Source organism: Bacteroidota bacterium, assembly GCA_016715945.1.
Lineage (GTDB): Bacteria > Bacteroidota > Bacteroidia > Bacteroidales > F082 > JALNZU01.
This window is the reverse complement of the sequence record JADJXJ010000001.1, coordinates 751,497-773,544: the sequence shown is the minus strand read 5'-3', so window position 1 is coordinate 773,544 and position 22,048 is coordinate 751,497. Positions and strand designations below refer to the sequence as shown.

Sequence of the window (22,048 nt, the reverse complement as noted above, 5' to 3'; positions counted from 1 at the left end):
CACCCTGCAGGGCAGGATGGCCTTTCATATGGCTAAAGTTCCTGATTACTTCTTTTTGTTGGCCTTTTCCTCTTTTTCGAGGTTTTCTTTCAGGTCAGCAAGTACGTCAAGATCGCCGAGGGTAGGACGCTCGAGGTTCTCGTTGATGATCTTCACCACGCGCTTGGTCGATTTGGCTTCGCCTGCTTTGCCTTCGGCTTCGGCCTGGCGGGCAAGCAATGCCTGGTCTTCGTGAATGCGTGAGTGCGAAAGGATGATCTTTTTGTTTTCTTTCGAGAACTCAATCACTTTGAAATCAAGTGTTTCGTCCATCTTTGCCTGCGAGCCGTCTTCTTTTTTCAGGTGACGGTTGGGAGCAAAGCCTTCCACGCCGTAGGGCAGCGAAACCACCATGCCTTTGTCGGAGGTGCCGATGATGGTACCTTTGTGGATGCTGCCGACAGTGAAGATGCTTTCGAATACATCCCAGGGATTTTCCTCGAGCTGCTTATGTCCGAGGCTCAGGCGGCGGTTTTCTTCGTCAACCGAGAGTACGACAACCTCGATGGTTTCGCCGATCTTGGTGAATTCGGCCGGATGCTTGATCTTTTTCGACCAGTGCAGGTCGCTGATGTGGATCAGGCCGTCCACGCCTTCTTCAAGTTCGACAAAGATGCCAAAGTTGGTGAAGTTGCGTACGATTGCTTTGTGACGCGAGTTGACGGGGTAACGCTGCTGGATATTGGCCCACGGGTCGGGGATGAGTTGCTTCATACCCAGCGACATTTTGCGCTCTTCGCGGTCGAGGGTGAGGATAACGGCTTCCACCTCGTCGCCCACCTTCAGGAAATCCTGTGCGGTGCGCAGGTGCTGCGACCACGACATTTCCGAAACGTGGATGAGACCTTCCACACCGGGTATGATTTCGACAAAAGCGCCGTAGTCGGCAATTACCACTACTTTGCCTTTCACCTTGTCGCCCACCTTGAGGTTGGGGTCGAGTGCATCCCATGGGTGAGGTGTAAGCTGCTTGAGACCAAGCGCAATACGTTTCTTGTTTTCGTCGAAGTCGAGGATAACTACCTTAATCTTCTCGTCAAGCTGAACGATTTCTTCCGGGTGGTTGATGCGGCCCCACGAAAGGTCGGTGATGTGAACCAGACCGTCCACGCCGCCCAGGTCAACAAACACTCCATAGGAGGTGATGTTCTTGACTGTACCTTCGAGTACCTGGCCTTTTTCGAGCTTGCTGATGATTTCGTCTTTCTGCTGTTCGAGTTCGTCTTCGATAAGCGCTTTGTGCGAAACCACCACGTTCTTGTATTCCTGGTTGATTTTGACCACTTTGAATTCCATGGTCTTATCAACGTAGATATCGTAGTCGCGGATAGGTTTCACATCGATTTGCGAACCGGGGAGGAAGGCCTCGATGCCGAACACATCCACGATGAGTCCGCCTTTGGTACGGCTCTTCACATAACCGGTGATGATTTCTTCTTTTTCGTAGGCTTCGTTGATGCGGTCCCAGGCACGCAACAGGCGGGCTTTTTTGTGCGACAGCTGGAGCTGACCACCAGCACCTTCCTGGTTTTCAACGTAAACCTCAACTTTGTCGCCCACCTTGAGGTTCGGATTGTAGCGGAATTCCGACAACGGGATCACACCATCGCTTTTGAAGCCAATGTTTACAATGACTTCGCGGTTGTTTTTGTCAACCACAACACCATCGATCACTTCGTGGTCGTTAATGGCGCTGAGGGTGCGGTCGTACATGCTTTCGAGCTTTGCGCGGTCGGCCACATTGTACTTCTCGCTTTTCTTGTCAAAAGCGTCCCAGTCGAAATCGCCGGGAACCTGCTGTTTTTTAGCCGGTTTAGCGGCTTCTTTTTTTACCTCGGCAACAGCTTCGGCTGCCACCGGGCTTTGCTCATCAACATTGTTTGCAGGCTGAGGAGTTTCCTGAAGCTGTCCTTCGTTGATGATGTTTTCGTTTTCAGTCATTTAATTTTTACTTGTACCTGCACAATCTTCCGGCCATTGAACAGGGAGGTTCGACAATACACACATTTTCAGGAGACAAGCCTTTTTGTAGGCCGACCCGGAAGGGTCCTGAAATGAGTGTGCAAAAGTACGAATTTATTCCACAAAATCAAGCATCTAGCCTTCGGTTTTTTACGCATGGCCGTGAGACCTGATGCCAACTTGCGATTAATGAGTACTTTTGCAGCCCAAATTATATTCACACGCTTTCCTATGGCTCTCAAATGTGGCATTATTGGCTTGACCAACACCGGCAAGACCACCATTTTCAACTGCATGTCGAACACCAAGGCAGAGGCTTCGAGCTTTGCTTTCAGCGCAACCAAATCGAACATCGGTACGGTGGAAGTACCCGATCCAAGGCTGACAGCCATTGATGCCCTCATTAAATCGGCCAGGGTGGTGCCGGCAACGGTTGAGATTGTCGATGTGCCGGGTCTGGCCAAAGGAGCCAGCCAGGGCGAAGGCGTGGGCAACAAGTTTCTGGCCGACATCCAGGTGATGGATGCCCTGATTCATGTGCTGCGCTGTTTCGACGACCCTTCGCTGCCACATATCGAAGGCTCGGTGGATCCGGTCAGAGATATGGAAATTGTGGACTTTGAGCTACAGGTGCGCGACCTCGACCTGGTGATGCGGAAGATTCAACGACTGGAAAAACTGGTCAAGGTAGGCGACAAAGACGCCCGTCATGCGCTGGACGTGCTCACGGTGCTGAAAAACCACCTCGAAAACATGGGCAACGCCCGAACCGCACCCATCGAAGAAGACGACAGGAAGTATTTTGCTGAATTGCAGTTGCTTACAGCCAAACCGGTAATATATGTTTGCAATGTGGACGATGCATCGGCAACTTCAGGCAACGCCTACTCCGAAGCTGTGGCCAATGCACTGAAAGGCCAGGACACCGAAGTGCTGGTGATTGCAGGCAAACTCGAAGCCGAAATAAGCGAGCTCGAAGACGAATCGGACAGGGCTGTCTTTCTGGCCGATGCGGGTCTGCAGGAACCGGGGGTGAATAAGTTGATTCGCGCTGCATATAAGCTGCTCAACCTGCAATCGTTTTTCACGGCAGGTCCGAAAGAGGTCAGGGCATGGACGATACGCAAGGGAATGACGGCTCCACAAGCGGCCGGAGTGATCCATTCTGACCTCGAGCGTGGTTTCATCCGAGCCGAAGTGATGAAATATGCAGACTTCATTACCTATAAATCAGAACAAGGGGTAAAAGATGCCGGCAAGTTCAGGGTGGAAGGAAAAAATTACATTGTAGAGGATGGTGACATCCTTCACATTCGTTTCAACGTCTAATTTTCAAATAGTTGCGCGCTCAGCGCCCCGGCTTTCGGCTCACCGACGGCCCGTTTCTCCAAAACCGACCTGATCAGTTCCGGGGCTACAGCATCTTTCGTTATGGCACTTTTTAGTGCCTCGGTGGCTACCGGGGCCAGGCGAAAATTCCAATGCAGTGCTGCATCCACGATTGCCGGTATGGTTTTGTCGTTCCAAAGACCGAGTTGCTCCACGGCCTGAATGGCATTCGTGCGGGTGCGGAAATCGTACTTAAGCGAGCAATAATCAGCCAACTCGCCTGCATACTCCTCCATGCCTGCACCAATGGCCTGCCTGAGCCATGCGATTCGGACATTCAAACCGGGGAATCCTCTTTCGTGAGCGGTTTGCCTGAGGTATTGGCTCAAGTTGCCGCGATCGAATTCTGAAAGTTTTTCGAGGGCAATAATGATATTGGAGTAGGACGTATCGCTCAGGCAGGCAACCACAAGCTCCTTGAGCTGAGGAAAATGATGGGCCTCAAGGCGTTGCAGGGCTGCCCGCCGTACCATCACATCTTTTGAGCGCAGCGAGGAGGCAAACAGGTCAACACTTTCCGGCACTGTATCGTAGCGGAGCTGTTCGAGCAATTCGGCACGCACAAGCGGATGTTCGTTCAGGTGGGCGTGCATCAGGTAAAACCCGCGCTTCGATTCCAGCGGCTCAGCCCGCAAACTTACCAGGGCCTCATACCTGTCGGAAACCCGGCGTGCGTTGAGGTACTGATCCAGCCTTTCATAAATACTTCGGTTGAATGTGTGGGTAGCGGGCATCATCCCGGCCGGGTTGAAAATCATGTAGATGATGTTTCCTTCCTTGGGCAGCACATAATAGCTCAGGGTGTCGTCGTTCCAGAATTTGTAGGTCTTCCGGGTGGCATCCAGAAAACCTATTTCAAATTCGATCCATCCTTTGAACACGGGCCTGAGGGGCGAAACCTGCTGGGTTTGCCGGACACGGAACAACAACGACATTCCATGATCTTCATAATCAATTACATAGTGAGGTTCTCCTCCCCTTTCGATCCATTGCTCAAAAAATGCATCCATGCTGCGGCCGGTGGCCTCATAAATCGCTTTGCGCAGGTCGTAGGTCCACACCTCACTGTTGGCATGCTTGGTCAGGTAGTGACGGATGGCCTTGCGGAAGTCGTGGTCGCCAAGCTGGTAGCGGAGATAATCAAGCACAAGCGAACCCTTTGGATACCAGCGATCAACCCCTCCCCTGCTGTCGGCAATAGGGTAGTCGTCAAACAGTGCGGCATTGAGCATGCGTTGGTATTCCTTGTGGCGTTCCCATTGATAGTAGTCCTCGCCGAAATATTTTCGCTCGAACAGCTTGGCATAGTAGGTTGCAAAACTTTCGGTGAGCCAGACGTCGGTGTGCCGCAAATGCGAGAGGTAGTTGCCAAACCATTGGTGAATAAATTCATGCACGTTGACATTCACATAGTTGCGTTCCCAGAAGGCACGGGGATCGATGTGGAGATAATCGCCGAAGATGGTTGATGTGGTGGTTTCCATGCCGGCATACAGGTAGTTGGCTACGGGCGCCTGGCGGTAGAGCTCGTATGGATAGGGCACGCCAAATTCTTCCTCACAAAAGCGGATCATCTCATCCATCAGCATATAGGTACTTTCGACATGGTTTTCCCTGTCGGGATAGTACCAGAGCTCGACCGGCAGGCCATTGGAGGCTTTGAAAGATTTCCATTTATATTTACCGATAACCAGGGCTGTTGAGAAAAAGGTATGTTCGGTCCTCATCTGGTAATGCCAGGTGGATGTGCCGTTTTTATTTTTGCGGACGCCGACACGGATTCCATTGCTGAAAACCTGATAGTTGCTGCTGAAGGTGATATGCAGGTCCATGGTCAGGCGGTCGTTTACAAAAGGCAGCCAGGTGTAGGGCCTGTGTGCCCATATTTGCCTGCGCATGGTGTAAGTGCTATCGTCCCAACCCACAAAATGCAGCTCAGGCGCCTCTTTTACAACATATTTCATCTCGAGGGTGTGCTGCCGGTCGAAAAATCTGCGCCTTGGCATGACCACGTGCAGGTATCCGTCGCTCATGTGCCAGCGGACAGGGTTTCCGTCGAATCGGACGTATTCAAAACTGAATTCAGGTGCCTGCAATTTCAGTGTGTCCACATCGGTTCGCGTAGTTTGCAGCCTGAATGACACTGTCGCCGAGAACGATCGGTCGAGGGTGTCGATGCTCAGCCAGGCACTGATGTGTTGGTAATCAGCTGATTTTTCGGGGATATAACGGTGAGGATCGTCGTGAAAACAAACGCTTTGTCCGTGTGAAGCATGCATCAGCGCAAATGCAAGCAAGAGGGTAACAAGGAATTTCATCGGCAATGTTTTACTGTAGCTAAAATACACCCATCCTTTGGAATTAAAAAAAAGCCGGAAGGTAAAATCCCTCCGGCTGTTGTGGAATGTGAAATCTGATTACTGATGCTGCTTTTCCTTAATCAGGTTAAGCGCGCTGCCGGCTTTAAACCATTCGATCTGGTTGTGGTTGTAAGTGTGATTTGCAAGGAAATCTTCGGTGCTTCCGTCGCTATGGTGCAAACGTACCGTGAGCGGCTTGCCCGGAGCAAACTCCCTGAGGCCGAGTACGCTGATGCGGTCATCTTCGCGTATTTTATCATAATCCGACTTTTCGGCAAAAGTCAGTGCGAGCATTCCCTGTTTCTTGAGGTTGGTTTCGTGGATTCGGGCAAACGATTTTACGAGCACTACCCTCACCCCAAGAAATCTGGGCTGCATGGCTGCATGTTCGCGCGACGAGCCTTCACCGTAGTTTTCGTCGCCCACCACAATGGATCCCGGACCGGTATCGCGGTATTCTTTTGCTGCATCAGGCACAGCGGTATATTGTCCGCTGATCTGGTTGAGTACGCTGTTGGCCTTGTCGTTGAAGTAGTTGATGGCACCTGTGAGGGTGTTTTGTGCTATGTTTTCGAGGTGACCGCGGTAGCGGAGCCAGGGGCCGGCCATCGAGATGTGGTCGGTGGTGCATTTGCCCTTGGCTTTGATCAGCAGGTACATCTGGTGGAAATCATCGCCGTGCCATTTGGGAAATGGTTTGAGCAGCTGCAGGCGTGTGGAGGCAGGGTCCACAATCACTTCCACCGACGAGCCATCGGCTGCAGGCTCCACATAACCGTTGTCTTCCACAGCGAAACCCTGTGGCGGGAAGTCGATGCCCTGTGGTTCATCGAGTTTCACCTCCACCCCGTCCTTGTTGATCAGGGTATCGGTCAACGGGTTGAAGTCGAGGCGGCCTGCAATGGCGTAGGCTGTAACAATTTCGGGGCTGGCCACGAAGCCATGGGTATTTGGGTTGCCGTCGTTGCGTTTGGCAAAGTTGCGGTTGAACGAGGTCATGATGCTGTTGGGCTCTCCTTTTTCGGCATTGTGGCGCGCCCACTGGCCGATGCACGGTCCGCAGGCATTGGCAAGCACCACGCCTCCAATTTTTTCGAACACCCCCAGGAAACCATCGCGTTCCACGGTGTATCGCACCATTTCCGAGCCGGGGGTAACGGTATATTCCGACTTCACCTCGAGCTTTTTATCCAGTGCCTGGCGGGCTACCGAGGCAGCACGGCTAATGTCTTCGTACGACGAGTTGGTGCACGAGCCAATCAAGCCTACCTCGAGCTTCAAGGGCCAGCCTTTTTCTTTGGCAGTCTCGGCAAATTTCGATACCGGGGTGGCTAAGTCAGGTGTGAAAGGCCCGTTGATGTGTGGCTCCAGCGTGGAAAGATCGATTTCGATCAGTTGATCGAAGTATTGCTCGGGATTGGCATACACCTCAGGGTCGGCTGTGAGGTATTCCTTGATTTTGTTGGCTTCGTCGGCCACGGCATCGCGTCCGGTTCCCCTGAGGTATTCTTCCATCTTGCTATCGTAGCCAAAGATGGATGTGGTGGCGCCAATTTCTGCTCCCATGTTGCATATTGTGCCTTTTCCGGTGCAGGAGATATTGAGTGCGCCCGGCCCGAAATATTCTACAATGGCACCGGTACCTCCTTTTACGGTCAGGATGCCGGCCACCTTGAGGATGACATCCTTGGCCGAGGTCCAGCCACTGAGTTTGCCCGTCAGCTTCACCCCGATCAGTTTGGGCCATTTGAGCTCCCAGGGCATGCCGGCCATCACGTCCACAGCATCGGCGCCTCCCACACCAATAGCAACCATGCCAAGCCCACCGGCATTGGGGGTATGCGAGTCGGTGCCAATCATCATACCGCCTGGGAAGGCGTAATTTTCGAGCACTACCTGGTGGATGATACCCGCGCCCGGTTTCCAGAATCCGATGCCATATTTATTTGAAACACTGGCCAGAAAATCATACACCTCTTTATTGGTGTCGTTGGCCGTTTTCAGGTCGGCATCGGCGCCCAGTTTGGCCTGTATAAGGTGGTCGCAGTGCACGGTGCTGGGAACGGCAGTTTTTTTACGTCCGGCCGACATAAACTGAAGCAGGGCCATTTGTGCCGTTGCGTCCTGCATGGCCACACGGTCGGGATTGAAGTCCACATACGATTTGCCGCGCTCATAGGGCTTAGATGGCAATGGGTCAGCCAGATGCGCGTAAAGAATCTTTTCGGCCAGTGTCATCGGCCTGCCGAGCATCCTGCGGGCTTCATCCACTTTCGAGGGCATTTGGGCATACACCGCCCGGATCATGTCGAGGTCAAATACCTTCATAATGTTGTTTTGTTAATATAATAACAATATTTTCAAGCTTTTATGCAAAGTTAAGAAAGCTTTTTTAGTAGTAAAGCTTTTGGCCTACCTGTTGAACACATATTGAATGAGGTTGGCTCCCATGCGCAAAGCTTTGAGCCGGGTCTCCTCCGAATTGCCGTGCACAGCGGCGTCTTCCCAGCCGTCGCCCAGGTCGCATTCGTAGGTGTAAAAACAAACCAGACGTCCTTCCCAGAAAAGCCCGAAACCCTGGGCGGGTTTGCCGTCGTGTTCATGAATTTTGGGCAATCCGTTCGGGAATTTAAACTTCTGGTTATAAATGGGATGATCTTTGGGCAATTCAATAAAATCAAGCTCCGGAAACACTTTTTTCATTTGCGGACGGACAAAAGGGTCCATGCCATAGTTGTCGTCGATGTGCAGAAACCCTCCGGCAATCAGATAGTTGCGCAGGTTTTGGGCTTCAGCTGCATCGAAAAGCACATTGCCATGCCCGGTCATGTGAACAAAAGGATAGTTGAAGATCTCCGGCGATCCCGGCTCAACCGTGGCAATCTGCCGGCTGATATTGGTACCAAGTTGCTCGTTGCAAAACTTTACCAGATTTGGCAAAGAGGTGGGATTGGCATACCAGTCGCCACCACCACGGTATTTGAGTAGCGCTATCTGCACATCGGGCTGCCCGGAGAGCAAAGCCGAATTCAGCAGGAAAATGATTAGGATAAAATTGAATCTGTTCATGTGGAATAAACGCGCAAAAATGCCTAAAGTTTTTTTAGCTGATTGAGCAGTTGGATGGTATGGCAAGCCACGAGCGCAGCTGTTTCGGTGCGCAGCCGCGACTTCCCCAGGCTCACAGGCACAAAGCCGCGATCGATGGCCAGGTTGACTTCGGCGCGTGTAAAATCGCCCTCGGGTCCAATCATGACCACTGTTCCCCGACCGGGAACAACAGTCTCTGCAAGTGTCTGACTAACCGAAGCATCAATCCAGGCAATAAAACGCTGCTCAACTGCAACGCTTTCCAGAAAGTCATGCATGTTTTCGTACACCACGATCTCGGGTAAAGTGGCCTTCATCGACTGTTTCATGGCGGCAATGGCTGTTCGTCTGAGGCGGTCGGGTTTCACCGTACGGCGTTCGGAATGTGCGGAAAAAAATAGACTGATGGTGCCAATACCGATCTCCGTGGCTTTTTCGATAAACCATTCCGTACGTTCGATGTTTTTTGTCGGGGCCAGGGCGATGTGAACCAGGTCATCAGGCGTGCCCGGAATCCGGATTCCCTCATCGCATATGATAGAGGTGTGCTTCGGATGAGGTTCTTCTACCCTGGCTTCAAACAGCATTCCTTTGCCATTGGTCACAAGCAGGCGTTCACCCGTTTTCATGCGGAGTACACGTGCACAGTGCAACGACTCTTCTTCGCCAAGCACCGTGAGCCCCGGCGCCGCATCAGGTGCATAGAACAGGTTCATGTACCGATTTTACTGCAAAGAAAACAAATATGGCGGCTTGCCGTGAAATGTACATGTCGCATGATTTGCCCCAGAAACTTATAAATTGCTCGTTATCAATGGATATTCATCAAAAGTGCTGTTTATTTTTATCAGCAGGCAACTTTTAGGGATTGCGAATCGTTTGATAACAAAAGCCAATCATGAGAAAACCCTCCTTTAGTCCTGCGGCTCGGGTACGAGAAGAACGCTACAATACCATTTCGCACGCGGCAGGTGTATTGATCGGTGTGGCAGCCACGGCCATACTCGTCACATTTGCAGCCATCTGGGGAAATGTTTGGCAGGTAGTAAGCTATTCGATTTTCGGGGCCAGCCTGATCACGCTTTACACCGCCTCCACCTTATACCACGGTGCGAGCCGTCCGAGGCTGAAATATTACCTCAACAAGTTTGATCATTCTGCCATCTATGTGCTGATCGCAGGCAGTTACACTCCTGTGGCCCTGGCCATGCTTGGCGGCGCCACCGGCTGGGTGCTGTTTGGCCTGAGCTGGCTTATTGCCACGGCAGGCATTGTTTACAAAATCTGGTTCTACGCACATCGTCACCGCAAGGTGTCGGCCTGGCTTTACATCGGAATGGGCTGGCAGGCGTTGTTTGTGGTTGTCCCCCTTGTGCGTATGCTGCCGGCCCTCACCCTCTGGCTCATACTTGCTGGCGGCATTGCCTATAGTGCAGGAGTATTTTTCTACCTGAAAAAAGGCCGGCCCTTAACCCATTTTATTTTCCACCTCTTTGTGCTTGCCGGAAGCCTGTTGCACGTACTTGCATTCGTAAGCTATACCATGTTGAGCAAATAATTCAGGGAATCAAATACCAAATTGTGGGGATTCCCCTGGCCTGAAAGGGGGGCTAAGTTTGCACAAAAATTCCACAATGCAAACAAAAACCGCTCTTATCATCCTTTTGTTCTTTTTAGGTGTCATACATCATATTTCCGCTGGTAATGATGGCGAAGCCCTGTTGTTTGGTATAGTAAAACATAAAAACGATCCCCTTCCCGTGACAGCAGTGTATGTGCAGGGAACCAACACCGGTACTTCAACCAATGCGGAAGGAAAGTTTTGGCTCTATCTTAAACCGGGAGAATACACCATTGTTTTTCAGACCCTTGGCTTCGAAAGCCAAAGGATCAACGTAAAGCTTGCACGGAACGAATCGAAGGAAGTTTCGGTTTTGCTGAACGAACTAACGCTTACGATGGACCCCGTGACGGTGAGCGGCAGCCGCATCGGGTTGCTTCGCTATCTCCCCGGATCGGTGCACAAAGTGGACGGCAAGGATCAAAACATTCGCCTGGCTGTGAGCAATGCGGATGCTTACAGGCATGTACCCGGCATTCATGTTCCGGATGAAGATCCGGCAGGATTGCGCACCAATGTTGGGATTCGTGGTCTTGACCCCGACCGCAGCCGCAACCAGCTGGTGATGGAAGATGGTGTGCCCGTGGCATTAAATCCCTATGGCGAACCGGAGCTTTACTACTCCCCTGCCATTGAGCGAATGAGTGGCGTGGAAATTCTTAAGGGTAACGGACAGATTCTTTTTGGTCCGCAAACCATTGGTGGGGTAATTAATTATCTAACTGCCGAACCTCCTGCTCAAGCCGAAGGACTCATCAGCCTGCGTGGCGCCCCCGGGGGATTTTTCACCGGCAGGCTGCATTTTGGCAATACGCATGGCAATACTGGTTACACCTTCGACTACCTGCGCAAACAAGCCGACCAGCTCGGCCCTCTGAAATTCAGGCTAAACGACCTCAATGGCAAAATCAGGCTGAAAAGCGGCATGCGGTCGGTGATCACATTGAAAATGAGCGTGTACGACGAAGCCTCGAATGCTACCTACGTCGGTCTCACCCAGCCGATGTTCGATGCCGGAGGAAACGACTATACGGTGATAGCACCCAACGACAGGCTCGACATCCGGCGGTATGCCCTCAGCCTGCAGCACATGCAACAGCTCACTGACCAGATCAGCCTCAGGCAAACAGCTTATGCCTATACCACTGTGCGCAACTGGAGGAGGCAGGACTTTACGTACAACTCTAATGCCTCCGGTCTCACAGGAGTGGTTTGGGGCGACCCCAACCAGCCCGAAGGAGCCATCTATATGCGCAACAGCACAGGCAACCGCAACAGGGCCTTCGAAGTTGCCGGATACGAAAATCGCCTTACCGCACATTATGAGCTTGCAGGATTGGGACATCAACTGGATGCAGGATTCAGGATTCATACCGAAAAAGCTCAGGAACAGCGCATTAACGGACGTCTGGCAGAGGCAAGGTCTGGCGACCTGAGGGATGACGAGTTGCGTCGCGGACAAGCTGCCAGCCTTTTTGCACAGCAAAAGACCCGCATCGGACAAAAACTCTCCCTGACCTATGGTCTCAGGGGTGAAGCCATAGAATATCAGCGCACGATACTTCGAGTGGCCGGCAAAGACACACTCGTGAGCGGAAATACACAAACTTACGCGCTTATACCCGGTGCGGGAGTGAATTACAACATAAGCAATGAATTAGGCTTGTTTGCAGGAATACACAAAGGCTTTGCACCCCCGCGCATTAAAGACGCCATCAGCAACAGCGGCGAAGATGTGCAACTGGATGCAGAGCTAAGCCGGAATCTTGAGCTTGGAATACGGTATGAAAACCAGCGGCTGCTCGCCAACCTGACCGCCTACCTTATGAATTTCAGCAATCAGGTGATCCCGGTTTCGGAATCGTCGGGCGGACAAGGTGCAGGATTGATCAATGGCGGACAAACCACACACAAAGGTGTGGAGATGGCTATGGTGCTCAAATCCGGTAAGATCGGCCAATGGGACGTTCGCAACGGCCTGAGCGGTGCCGTAATGCAATCGCAGTTCAGCGACAACCGCTATGTGATACAAAAAATCAGGAAAAATGCTCCATACGACACAGTTTGGGTGAATGTAAAAGGTAACCATACCCCCTATTCTCCCAACTTAGTAGCTGCTGCATGGGCCGAGGTGACGCACAGCAACGGGCTGAGTGCAGGATTGAGCTGGCAGTTTACCGGCCGGCAATTCACCGACCTGCTCAATACCGGAAATGTGCAGGAGGTGATTGCGGAGGCAAAGGCCAATCCCGATTACAAATATATTTCAGCAACAAGTTCGGGCAGAATTGGCGAAATACCTGCCTATCAAACCCTTAACATGAATCTGGGATATGAGATTCAAAAATATGGCCTGAGTTTTCACCTGCAGGCACGCAACCTTCTGAACGAGCGGTACATTGTCACCCGCCGTCCACAAGGTATCCGCGTGGGAATGCACAGATTCATCACAGCCGGTCTTGAATGGAAATTTTAACAGATTCCGGCACCAAAAGTGCCGGAATCTTTTGAGCAATATTTAAGTAAAACAGTACTAAAAATTTGATTTATGAGTGAATTGATTGACAACTCAATTGAGCGAAAGAAGAGACTTAAGACATTGATTCTTAAGTTGCACGAAGGGCACGACGAGGCAGGGGTTGCTGCCGAATTAAAGGCCACTTTGGGAAGCATTCCGTACGGAGAAGTAGTTGAAGTGGAGCAGGAGCTCATTGCTGAAGGATTGCCAGAGGAGGAAGTGTTGCGCTTGTGCGATATGCATGCAGCTGTGCTGGACGGCCGTATTGATCTGAGCAATATCAGGATTGTGCCCGAGGGGCATCCGGTTGATGTGTTCAGAAAAGAGAATGCCGCCCTGCGAAAGGTAGCCGAAGAAGCCCTGGCGATTATTGAGTCGCTGCCCACCGCTCCCGATGATCAGCTTCAGGGGTTGATCTGGAAGTTAAGGTCGTCGTTCAATGCGCTGATTGATGCTGACAAACACTATCAGCGAAAGGAGTACCTGTTGTTTCCATTTCTGGAGCGTATGGGTATCACCGGGCCACCAAAAGTGATGTGGGGAAAGCATGACGAAATCCGCGAATTGCTTAAAGGAAGTCTTGAAGTGCTGCAAACAGAGGGTATTACGATGGACGACCTGCAAAGTGTAAGCGAAATGATCCTCATTCCGGCCATCCGGCAGGTGGTTGACATGACCAAAAAAGAAGAGGAAATTCTATTGCCAATGGCACTGGATCACCTCACCGAAGCCGACTGGTATCAGATTGAACAACAGACGCCTGAGTTCGGCTTCTGCTTGTATGATCCGCCGGTGAAATGGGTTCCGGACTGGGCTGTGGAACAGCAAAAGGTACAATCCGTAAGCCACGATGGCAGGGTACAACTTCCCACGGGCAGCTTCAGCCTCGAGGAGCTGCAGGCAATTCTCAATACCCTTCCGGTCGACATCACCTTTGTGGATAAGCACGACAAGGTGAAATATTTTTCACAAAGTGCTGATCGGATTTTCCAGCGAAACAGGGCGATACTCAACCGCGACGTAAGGCATTGCCATCCACCGGCAAGTGCACATATTGTGGATAAGATTGTAGAGGATTTCCGCTCGGGAAGAGCCAGCCGTGCGCCCTTCTGGATCAACAAAGGCGGTCGTTTTATTCACATCGAATATTTTGCTTTGCGCAACGAAGCCGGGGAGTTTCTGGGTACGCTGGAAGTATCGCACGATCTTACGCACTACCGAAGTCTGGAAGGAGAGCAACGCATTCTGAATTATAGCAAATAACCGTAATACCATGAAAGAAAACACATTGATCATCAGCCCGAAAACCAAAGTACTGCATCTGATCGAGACCTATCCCGAACTGGAAGAGGTGTTGATTGAACTGGTGCCGGCTTTTACTAAGCTCCGCAACCCGGTCTTGCGAAAAACAGTGGCAAGAATCACCACACTCCAGCAGGCAGCCCAGGTCGGACAAATCGAGCTTGAACTGCTTATCAACAGGCTCAGGGCTGCTGTAGGACAGGATGCGCTTGCCCTTGACAAGGCATCGGTTCAAGCACAGGCAGAGTGTCCTGACTGGGTGAAACAGTTCCCTCTATATAAGGAACTTGATGCCAGACCAATGCTCGAGGCAGGCGAACATCCTGTGGGTCAGGTGCTTGAAGACCTGAAGCAGATGCCTTCAGGCTACAAGTATCTTTTGATTGCACCATTTTTGCCGGCTCCTCTGATTGACAAGGCAAAAAGCCTGGGTGCGATGCACCATGCGGAACAATCAAACCCACAGACCTTCAAGGTATATTTCCGGATGTAAAGAAAAAAGCGGGGCAACCCGCTTTTTTCGTTTTAGTTTGCCGGCATGAAAGCAGCTTTGTACTTTGCTGCCGACTCCACCTGTTCGCGTTGCCAGGGTTCGCGATAATACTCCCCTTTTCAGAAACATCTCCCTTTGCGAGGCATAATACCTGCTTGCCGGAATGCCCGATGCGCCCGTGGGAATCACTGTGAACGACTGTTCCCAGTTTCCGGTATTGTAGATGTGGCGCTGCGAAGCCCCATGTGTGACATTGTAATTTTTGTGGAAACTATATCCCATTGGGTTCACGGTGTGAAAGCTTCCGCCAACCGGATAAGGCCCTTTATTCAGGCCAAGCAATTTGTCGAGCGCTTTCACCTTGCCCATGGGGTGGCTCAGCGTAAGTTGATGTATGTCGCCCCATTTCCATGATTGTGGCTCCGATCCGAGCTTTTGTTCCAGCTCTTTCACTGCAGCCTCGAAGCTTTTGCACACAAGTGTCTCAAAATCTTCAACCTCAGGGGTGTTTATGTTATCAACCAGTGAAGACGATGGATTATTAAAGGTCTGTGCAAAAATGTGACGAAGCAGGCCTCCACCCAGCTCGGTGAAAAGCTCTCCGGTTTCATCCTTAAGCAGTTCAGCCATAAAATGCCTGTAAAAACCTTCGAATATTGCAGGCTGGGGGGCTTCAGCCCGCATGGAAAAGTCCCAATTTTCGAGCAAAGACGTGGCTGTTGAAGCCAGCGGGCTCAGATCGCTCGAATTTTTTAGAATCGGCACAATGGTTTTTACATATGAAGGTGCAAAGACGCTGGTCTGATCCACATGCATGTTCATAAAATCTTCCACATCCAGCTTATCCTGCGATTCGATCATTTCCCTGATGCGGTCAATCCGTGCGGAATTGTCGTACCAGTACCCGATATAATAAGGATAATCCGGCCCGGTGGTTCTGTTGTTGGCCGAAGAAACATATCCCCTTTCGGGATTGAACTCGTAGGGCAATTCCTCAAAAGGCACAGCGCCTGTCCAGTCGTAGGCATTGGTATCGCCCGGATAGACGAAAACGGCATTTCCGGCTTTACGCACAGGCACATTTCCGGTTACCTGCAGGCCGATGTTGCCCTCTGCATCAGCATAAACAATATTTTGTGCCACGGCACCAAACGTACGCACGGCATTGCGAAAGTCGTTCCAGTTGCGGGCACGGTTGAGCAACATAATTGTGCGCAGTTCGTTGCTGTAATCATTGCCCGTCCAGCGCATTGAGATGGCTTCATTTTCAACGCCCTTAAAACCTGAGATGACTGGCCCCCTGTGCGTAAATGCATTGATTTTCAGCAGCGTGTCGCCGCCTTTGATGGCAATCTTCTCCTTGCGCAACTCCAGAGGCTGCCATTCACCGTTGAAGAAATAATGGGTTCCTTCTTCATTCAGTTTTTCGGTAAAAAAGTCCATTTCGTCCACATAAAGGTTGGTCATGCCCCAGGCAATATGTTCGTTGTGGCCGCAAATCACAGCAGGTGCACCAGGCAGTGCAACCCCGGCAACAGAAAATTCTCCTTCGACGGTCTGGTGGATTTGGTACCAGATGCCCGGCAATCCAAAACCAAGGTGCATATCGTTGGCAAGCATGGCATTGCCCGAAACGGTGCGTTCGCCCGACAATGCCCAGTTGTTGCTTCCGTTGCGTATTTCCAGCCCAAGACCCGTCAGTTTTAATCCGGCTTCAAGTAGTGTAAAACTTTGATTATCAGAATACACATAGGTGTTTTGAAGTTTCATATCGGGAAACAGCTGCAACCATTTTTCTTCAGGCATTCTGGAACGGAGCTTGTGCAGAACCACCTCGTTTTGCCACGATCCGGCGAGGTCCCAGGCCATGTAGCCGATCAGGTTCACCGTATGGACAACCTGCCAGGGTTCGGGTTTGTAGCCAAGGATGGTAAACTCAGGTGGCAGTTTTTTTCCGAGATGGGCGATGCACTGGTTGACCCCCGACGCAAAAGCCTCCAGGTCCGATCGCATGGAAGCATCCAGGCTGTCGATAACCATAAGCGATTTGTCCGACATGCGCAAAGCCCTGAGCAGCTGGTCGGCTTCAACCATATCCGCTCCGAAAATTTCTGACAGGCGACCCAGGGTGACACGTCGCAGCAGATCCATCTGCCAGAGCCTGTCCTGGGCCATCAGGTAGCCGGTCACCATGTAAAGATCGTGGGAATTCTGTGCATACACATGTGGCACTCCCCTTTCGTCGCGAAACACCTCAACACCCGCCTTCAGTCCGCTCAGCTGCACATCTTTGTTGTAATCGGGGAGCGCGCTGCGGCTGATGTAGCCCAATGCCAGCCAGGCAAAGCCGGCAAGTGCCAGCAGGACCACAAGCACCCCAAGTAAGACCTTTTGCCACTTCTTCATAGCTTAAAGTATTGTCTAATAGATTCTTGTATTTAATTTTCATAATTAACTGACGACAACATGCTTCGCAGCACCTTCCCCAGGTAGGCGAAACGCTCGGCTGATTGTTTTTCGAGGGCGTCGATGTGTTTTGGAGCGCACACGTCACGGGCATACGACACAATATTTGTGATCTCCGGATGCTCGCTCACTTCCACGGCCGGGTCGTTTACCATCTCGTTGGGAAGGCCACGCCGGACTGCCCTGTCGAAACTTTTTGAGGCTGCAAATGCAGTTTTTGAGGCCTGATCGACAAGGAATCTTGTGTCAACATTAACCACTTGATTATCTGAAATTAGTGCCTGATAGAGCGGATCGTCAAAATCTGCCTTATCGAAAATGTTGTTCAGGCGTTGTTGCAGGTAGTCTTCCACTGCGGTATGCCTGTTCGAAACAAGCTGCACGGCATCGCGCCTGGCTTTGCCAAATCCGAGCATCGACTTGAAGTTGATCCATAGCATCCTCAAGGTGGAATATCCGGGCAGCGGGCGAATATGGTAAGGCATGGTCGCATCGGCAAGATAGTGCATCGACCATCCCAGAAAGCGGTAGCCCCAATAGGGTTCGTGATGCGCAAAGGCAAATTCGGACAATGCCTTATACTGCAGATGGCGGTAATCGAGAAATGTCTTGCGCAAAAAAGGCGCAAATTTGTAAACAATACCGGGTTCGTGGTAAAAACCCATGTGAAAAGGCGCCTGGCTGCTGTACTCCAGGTTGGGATTGCCAAAAGTTTGATTTCCAAATCCGTAGAGCCGACCGTAGTCGGTACCGTTGTCGTCGAACAAACCCAGATCGAAACCATAGTCAGGTTCATCGTTGGCAGTGGTGAGCACCAGAAATGGATCAACCTCCATGTCGGGCGACAAGGCCACATAGGTTCCTGAATTCATTCCGGCAGTGTTCGACAGCGTGGTTACGGCGGAAGCTTCGAGCCGGGGCAAACTCGTTTCCTGGCCCCTGGGAATATTGAGAAACAATGGCACTTTGACGTTTGGGTTGATCCTCAGCGCCATAAAAAAAGCACGCATCGCCTGGTAATCGTCAATATCAGCCGGAAAAGAGAGCATTTCGGGTGCTGGCACGTAGAATGGCAGATTTTCCCTGCTCCATTGCTCGAAACCGGCAAGAAATGCGGCCAGCTCCTTTTTGTTATCGATCACAAACTGTTCAAGGGGCTTTGCCCTGACCTCACGGGCATTTTGCCAATGGGGATGATTCTTCAGGGCGGCGGTCGATATTAGCGTATGTGCCGGCCAGGCTGTTGCGGTGATACCTGCCCCGATAACCAAGAAAAAAACCAGTAATCCCGAAATCAAAAATCGTAAACGCGTCATGAGCAAAACTTTAATGCAATACTATGAAATATAATGCTTTGCTTTTCACCCAATCCTGTCTTATATGCCATATACCTGATAGATTACATTTAGATTTATATATATTATTGATAAACAATTGTTTAATTTCATGAAGAGCGCGAGGTAGAAAATTTTTTTTGAAAAATTTTGCATGTCCGAAAGTTGCCGTATATTTGCAGCTCCAAACGCGAGGGAGCTTAGCTCAGCTGGTTCAGAGCATCTGCCTTACAAGCAGAGGGTCACTGGTTCGAATCCAGTAGCTCCCACAGCAAAGCAGTCAGCAATGGCTGCTTTTTTTGTTCTCCATACCATCCGTCTAAAGATTTTGATCATTGAATGGAAAAACAAACTTCGATGTTTTTTAATTTTGCATCACATGCGGGCATAGCTCAGTGGTAGAGCATCAGCTTCCCAAGCTGAGGGCCGTGGGTTCGACCCCCATTGCCCGCTCCAAGGCAGCCGTTGGGCTGTTTTTTTTTGTGTCTGACGATGTCGGAAGACTTGTTTTTTTCGTATCTTTAAGCCAAACCAAATTAAAGCAAAATGGACTCAAACAACCTGATGCGATATGGAGGCTTGCTAAAATACGAGCCCCTGAGTTGTGTGGAGCACAATCTCCCAATCAAGGACACATGCGTGCTCGAGTCGGTATCCCCCTTTTACGGATATTATGACCGGATACCCGACATCCGAAAGCCGCTTTATCTTTACCTCATGCTCGAGGGGCACTGGTTCACCAGCGACATCATGCTGGCTGTGAATGCGGTGCATAAGCGCGCCGGTTTTCCGTTCGATGCAGTACATGCTTCAATTACTTTTCCCGGCAACGACCCGGTGTTCTGCATCAGGGTGCGCGACCTGGCATTGTACAGCGACATCGAAAAGCTGCAGCAACTGCTCGTGGAGGAAGGATTGAAAATGAAGCGCAGGCACAAGGTCATACAGAACGCCTATGGCTGGATCAGGCTCGATAAATACTTTTACCTGGAACCCTGGGGCGAGGGCATGTATAACGACCTCCAGCAGCTCCATCATGGGTACTTCGAGCTGCCCGGCCCTATCAACTGGGACAAATTTGTAGCACTGACCACGGAGGTAAAGTACGATACCAATCTGCTCTATTTCGACGCAGCCCGGGCATTTGTGTTCGAAAAAGACCAGACCATTGAGCTGGTGCGTATTTATCGGGAAAACCTTAACAAGGATCACCTTGCGGCAATCCGCGACCGCTACCTGAAGCTTTTACCCGCTTATATCTGATTTTCAACATAAAGAAAGTGCAGTGTAGTCATCCGACTGCACTGCACTTGGTTTTTTAACTGAAAAGTAATTTTATTCTGTTTTCAGCTGCCTTTGATCCAATCCACAATTTCTTTGTCAAGCGGGTCGGTGCGCGGGCTCAGTACTTTTACAAGACGACCGTTTTCGTCAATGAGGTATTTCTGAAAATTCCAGCTGACACTGCTGTCTTCCACCCCGTTGAGCGCTTTGGTGGTGAGCCATTTGTACAAAGGATGCATGTCGTTTCCTTTGACCGAGATTTTCGACATCATCGGAAAGCTTACTCCATAGTTTTCGGAACAGAATGCCTTGATTTCTTCGTTGGTACCGGGTTCCTGTCCCATAAAATTGTTTGCCGGAAAGCCAACGATGACAAACTTATCGCCGCCGTACTGCTCATAAAGCTTTTCGAGTTTGGCGTACTGGGGAGTAAGTCCGCATTTGGAGGCTGTGTTGACTACCATCACCTTTTTTCCTTTCAGGCTCGACATGGCAAAGGGTTTTCCGTCAATATCGGTTACCACAAAATCATGGAATGATTTCTGGGCCTGCACTGTGACGATGCCTATGAGAAGAAAGCTAAACATGATCAGGTGTTTCATTTTCGTGGAATTTGTTTCGCTGTTAAACATTTACCAGGGCAAAAGGTTCATGGAGAAAGTCTCCTTGGTGCGAGTTCGGTAAAATCGAAGTCGGGATTGTCAAGAAACAATTCCATACTGGTCACCTTGCCGCTGCGGTCGAGCCCGAAGGTAGCAAAACCTTTGGGTAGTGATGGCTGAGTGATGAATTCCATTTCAAAAGTATCATAATGCCAATGTGTCAGCCTGGCAATAAAGTCGGGCGTGCGCATCATCTGCAACCACATCTGACCGTCCTTTTGATATACACTGATGCTGTCGTACACCGGACTGCCGTAGAAACCTTCGTAGGCCGCAAGAGGAAGCGAAGGTCTGGTGTTTTTAATGCGTTCTGATTCCAGACGGGCGCGTTCTTCCTTTGCTTTTTGCTCGTTTTGTTTGCGTTGAGCCAAAATTTCGGTACTCCAGTCGCGCAGGTCCGGCAAATTGAGCAGCAGGTCGAGGGTTTTGTACATCAAGGGGTAGTACATGTTCGACAGTGCATTTGTAAGAATCACAAAGCCAATGTTTTCGCGTGGAATGAGTACGGTTTGCGAGATCATACCATCGTAGCCTCCGTTGTGCGTCACGATTTTTTGTCCGTGGTAATCGAACATGCTCCATCCGAGGCCATAAGACCTGAAATGTGTGCCGGGGAAGCGTTCTTCGAAGGCTTTCGAAACCGGTAACGGGGTTACAGACTGCTGCATAGCCCTTACACTTTCGGGGTCGAGAATCTGTTTTTGCTGGTATGTGCCATTGCCAAGGTGCATTTGCAGCCAACGCGCCATGTCCGAAGCGCTTGAGATTAATGAGCCAGCAGGTCCCATATTGTCCCAGTCGACCCAGGGAATCTGACGCAGTTTTCCGTCCACATAGGTATGGGGCTGGGCTACATTCTGCAATCGGGCAAGTTCGCTCACATGCAGGGTGGAGCGATTCATTTCCAATGGGTTCAGCAGGTTTGTGCGGACAAAATCGTCCCACGACTGCCCGGTGATGGCGGGAATGAGTTCGCCGGCAGCAATGTACATGATGTTGGAATATCCGAATTGCTCCCTGAATCCGAATGCGGGTTTGAGGTAGCGCGCCTTTTCGATGACTTCGCGGCGGGAGTAGGTGCTGCCATACCAGATCAGGTCGCCCGAGAATGTTTTCAGGCCGGAGCGGTGCGTCAGCAGGTCGCGAATCGTCATCTGATCAGAAACATAGGGATCGTAAAGTGCAAACCAGGGAAGGTATTGTCTGACTTTGTCGTTCCACCTGAGTTTATTCTGTTCCACAAGCAGAGCCAGAGCTGCAGCGGTAAAGGCTTTTGTATTGCTGGCAACGGCAAACAGGGTATGTTCGTCCACAGCCTGCCGGGTGCTGATGTCGGTCACTCCGTATCCTTTTGCAAATATGATGCTGTCGCCGGTGGTGATGGCCACGGCCATACCCGGCACATTCCATTCGGCCAGTGCCCTAAGGTAATATTCGTCGAGTTGGTGCAGGGTATTTTTGTCGGGCTGTGCAAAAAGCTGGCAGGCAAGAAACAGGAAGAAAAGTGTGGTAAGGTAATGTTTCATTT

At 50.8% G+C, this 22,048-nt stretch carries 15 protein-coding genes and 2 tRNA genes; 8 read left to right on the top strand and 9 right to left on the bottom strand.

Features of this window, described 5'->3' with window-relative positions; genetic code table 11:
• Positions 1-45 precede the first annotated feature (45 nt).
• A complete protein-coding gene (gene rpsA / locus IPM52_02825) occupies positions 46-1,980 on the bottom strand; it encodes a 30S ribosomal protein S1 (protein ID MBK9290554.1) in 1,935 nt (644 codons plus the stop codon).
• A 252-nt stretch (positions 1,981-2,232) separates the two neighbouring features.
• Between rpsA and ychF the strand changes: the two genes are divergently transcribed.
• Complete coding sequence (ychF, locus tag IPM52_02820; protein ID MBK9290553.1) at positions 2,233-3,330, top strand: redox-regulated ATPase YchF; 1,098 nt, start codon at positions 2,233-2,235, stop codon at positions 3,328-3,330.
• On the opposite strand, the gene IPM52_02815 is transcribed toward ychF, so the two are convergent.
• The 4 genes from IPM52_02815 to IPM52_02800 all read right to left on the bottom strand — a co-directional run bounded on the left by IPM52_02815 (position 3,327) and on the right by IPM52_02800 (position 9,556).
• On the bottom strand, positions 3,327-5,708 hold the full coding sequence (locus IPM52_02815; GenBank protein MBK9290552.1) for a hypothetical protein: 2,382 nt from the start codon (positions 5,706-5,708) through the stop codon (positions 3,327-3,329). The two genes, ychF and IPM52_02815, sit on opposite strands and share 4 nt — an antisense overlap.
• Before the next feature lie 99 nt (positions 5,709-5,807).
• Complete coding sequence (locus IPM52_02810) at positions 5,808-8,078, bottom strand: aconitate hydratase (protein MBK9290551.1); 2,271 nt, start codon at positions 8,076-8,078, stop codon at positions 5,808-5,810.
• A gap of 84 nt (positions 8,079-8,162) precedes the next feature.
• Positions 8,163-8,819 (bottom strand): DUF4159 domain-containing protein, encoded by a 657-nt coding sequence (locus IPM52_02805; protein ID MBK9290550.1) that lies wholly within the window; start codon positions 8,817-8,819, stop codon positions 8,163-8,165.
• A 23-nt stretch (positions 8,820-8,842) separates the two neighbouring features.
• Complete coding sequence (locus IPM52_02800) at positions 8,843-9,556, bottom strand: 16S rRNA (uracil(1498)-N(3))-methyltransferase (GenBank protein MBK9290549.1); 714 nt, start codon at positions 9,554-9,556, stop codon at positions 8,843-8,845.
• 182 nt (positions 9,557-9,738) lie between these two features.
• Between IPM52_02800 and IPM52_02795 the strand changes: the two genes are divergently transcribed.
• The 4 genes from IPM52_02795 to IPM52_02780 all read left to right on the top strand — a co-directional run bounded on the left by IPM52_02795 (position 9,739) and on the right by IPM52_02780 (position 14,774).
• Positions 9,739-10,398 carry a hemolysin III family protein gene (locus IPM52_02795; protein ID MBK9290548.1) on the top strand — a complete coding sequence of 220 codons (660 nt, stop codon included), beginning with the start codon at positions 9,739-9,741 and terminating at the stop codon, positions 10,396-10,398.
• 76 nt (positions 10,399-10,474) lie between these two features.
• Entirely contained in the window at positions 10,475-12,937 is a 2,463-nt protein-coding gene (locus tag IPM52_02790) for a TonB-dependent receptor (GenBank protein MBK9290547.1), read from the top strand.
• A gap of 72 nt (positions 12,938-13,009) precedes the next feature.
• The gene (locus IPM52_02785; protein ID MBK9290546.1) at positions 13,010-14,242 is read left to right on the top strand and encodes a DUF438 domain-containing protein; all 1,233 of its coding nucleotides are present in this window, start codon (positions 13,010-13,012) and stop codon (positions 14,240-14,242) included.
• 10 nt (positions 14,243-14,252) lie between these two features.
• Positions 14,253-14,774, top strand: coding sequence for a DUF1858 domain-containing protein (locus IPM52_02780; GenBank protein MBK9290545.1), 522 nt, complete (start codon positions 14,253-14,255; stop codon positions 14,772-14,774).
• Here IPM52_02780 and IPM52_02775 read toward each other — a convergent pair.
• Positions 14,736-17,180, bottom strand: coding sequence for a penicillin acylase family protein (locus tag IPM52_02775; GenBank protein MBK9290544.1), 2,445 nt, complete (start codon positions 17,178-17,180; stop codon positions 14,736-14,738). The two genes, IPM52_02780 and IPM52_02775, sit on opposite strands and share 39 nt — an antisense overlap.
• Positions 17,181-17,212: 32 nt before the next feature.
• The gene (locus IPM52_02770) at positions 17,213-18,556 is read right to left on the bottom strand and encodes a hypothetical protein (GenBank protein MBK9290543.1); all 1,344 of its coding nucleotides are present in this window, start codon (positions 18,554-18,556) and stop codon (positions 17,213-17,215) included.
• Positions 18,557-18,768: 212 nt separating this feature from the next.
• On the opposite strand from IPM52_02770, the gene IPM52_02765 reads away from it, so the two are divergent.
• The 3 genes from IPM52_02765 to IPM52_02755 all read left to right on the top strand — a co-directional run bounded on the left by IPM52_02765 (position 18,769) and on the right by IPM52_02755 (position 19,837).
• Positions 18,769-18,843: transfer RNA gene (locus IPM52_02765), tRNA-Val, on the top strand.
• A gap of 112 nt (positions 18,844-18,955) precedes the next feature.
• A tRNA-Gly gene (locus IPM52_02760) sits at positions 18,956-19,030 on the top strand.
• A 90-nt stretch (positions 19,031-19,120) separates the two neighbouring features.
• Positions 19,121-19,837, top strand: a complete 717-nt coding sequence (locus tag IPM52_02755; GenBank protein ID MBK9290542.1) for a hypothetical protein — start codon at positions 19,121-19,123, stop codon at positions 19,835-19,837.
• An 83-nt stretch (positions 19,838-19,920) separates the two neighbouring features.
• Here IPM52_02755 and IPM52_02750 read toward each other — a convergent pair whose 3' ends face one another.
• Both IPM52_02750 and IPM52_02745 read right to left on the bottom strand, forming a co-directional pair.
• Positions 19,921-20,460, bottom strand: a complete 540-nt coding sequence (locus tag IPM52_02750; GenBank protein ID MBK9290541.1) for a glutathione peroxidase — start codon at positions 20,458-20,460, stop codon at positions 19,921-19,923.
• A 47-nt stretch (positions 20,461-20,507) separates the two neighbouring features.
• The gene (locus IPM52_02745) at positions 20,508-22,046 is read right to left on the bottom strand and encodes a serine hydrolase (protein MBK9290540.1); all 1,539 of its coding nucleotides are present in this window, start codon (positions 22,044-22,046) and stop codon (positions 20,508-20,510) included.
• Positions 22,047-22,048: the final 2 nt, after the last annotated feature.

Excerpts from the sequence above, each read along its gene's own strand:
- IPM52_02745 (MBK9290540.1), bottom strand. The coding sequence starts at position 22,046 with ATGAAACATTACCTTACCACACTTTTCTTCCTGTTTCTTGCCTGCCAG.
- rpsA (MBK9290554.1), bottom strand. The coding sequence starts at position 1,980 with ATGACTGAAAACGAAAACATCATCAACGAAGGACAGCTTCAGGAAACT.
- IPM52_02810 (MBK9290551.1), bottom strand. The coding sequence starts at position 8,078 with ATGAAGGTATTTGACCTCGACATGATCCGGGCGGTGTATGCCCAAATG.
- IPM52_02815 (MBK9290552.1), bottom strand. The coding sequence starts at position 5,708 with ATGAAATTCCTTGTTACCCTCTTGCTTGCATTTGCGCTGATGCATGCT.
- IPM52_02755 (MBK9290542.1), top strand. The coding sequence starts at position 19,121 with ATGGACTCAAACAACCTGATGCGATATGGAGGCTTGCTAAAATACGAG.
- IPM52_02800 (MBK9290549.1), bottom strand. The coding sequence starts at position 9,556 with ATGAACCTGTTCTATGCACCTGATGCGGCGCCGGGGCTCACGGTGCTT.
- IPM52_02790 (MBK9290547.1), top strand. The coding sequence starts at position 10,475 with ATGCAAACAAAAACCGCTCTTATCATCCTTTTGTTCTTTTTAGGTGTC.
- ychF (MBK9290553.1), top strand. The coding sequence starts at position 2,233 with ATGGCTCTCAAATGTGGCATTATTGGCTTGACCAACACCGGCAAGACC.
- IPM52_02785 (MBK9290546.1), top strand. The coding sequence starts at position 13,010 with ATGAGTGAATTGATTGACAACTCAATTGAGCGAAAGAAGAGACTTAAG.
- IPM52_02780 (MBK9290545.1), top strand. The coding sequence starts at position 14,253 with ATGAAAGAAAACACATTGATCATCAGCCCGAAAACCAAAGTACTGCAT.
- IPM52_02770 (MBK9290543.1), bottom strand. The coding sequence starts at position 18,556 with ATGACGCGTTTACGATTTTTGATTTCGGGATTACTGGTTTTTTTCTTG.
- IPM52_02775 (MBK9290544.1), bottom strand. The coding sequence starts at position 17,180 with ATGAAGAAGTGGCAAAAGGTCTTACTTGGGGTGCTTGTGGTCCTGCTG.
- IPM52_02805 (MBK9290550.1), bottom strand. The coding sequence starts at position 8,819 with ATGAACAGATTCAATTTTATCCTAATCATTTTCCTGCTGAATTCGGCT.
- IPM52_02795 (MBK9290548.1), top strand. The coding sequence starts at position 9,739 with ATGAGAAAACCCTCCTTTAGTCCTGCGGCTCGGGTACGAGAAGAACGC.
- IPM52_02750 (MBK9290541.1), bottom strand. The coding sequence starts at position 20,460 with ATGAAACACCTGATCATGTTTAGCTTTCTTCTCATAGGCATCGTCACA.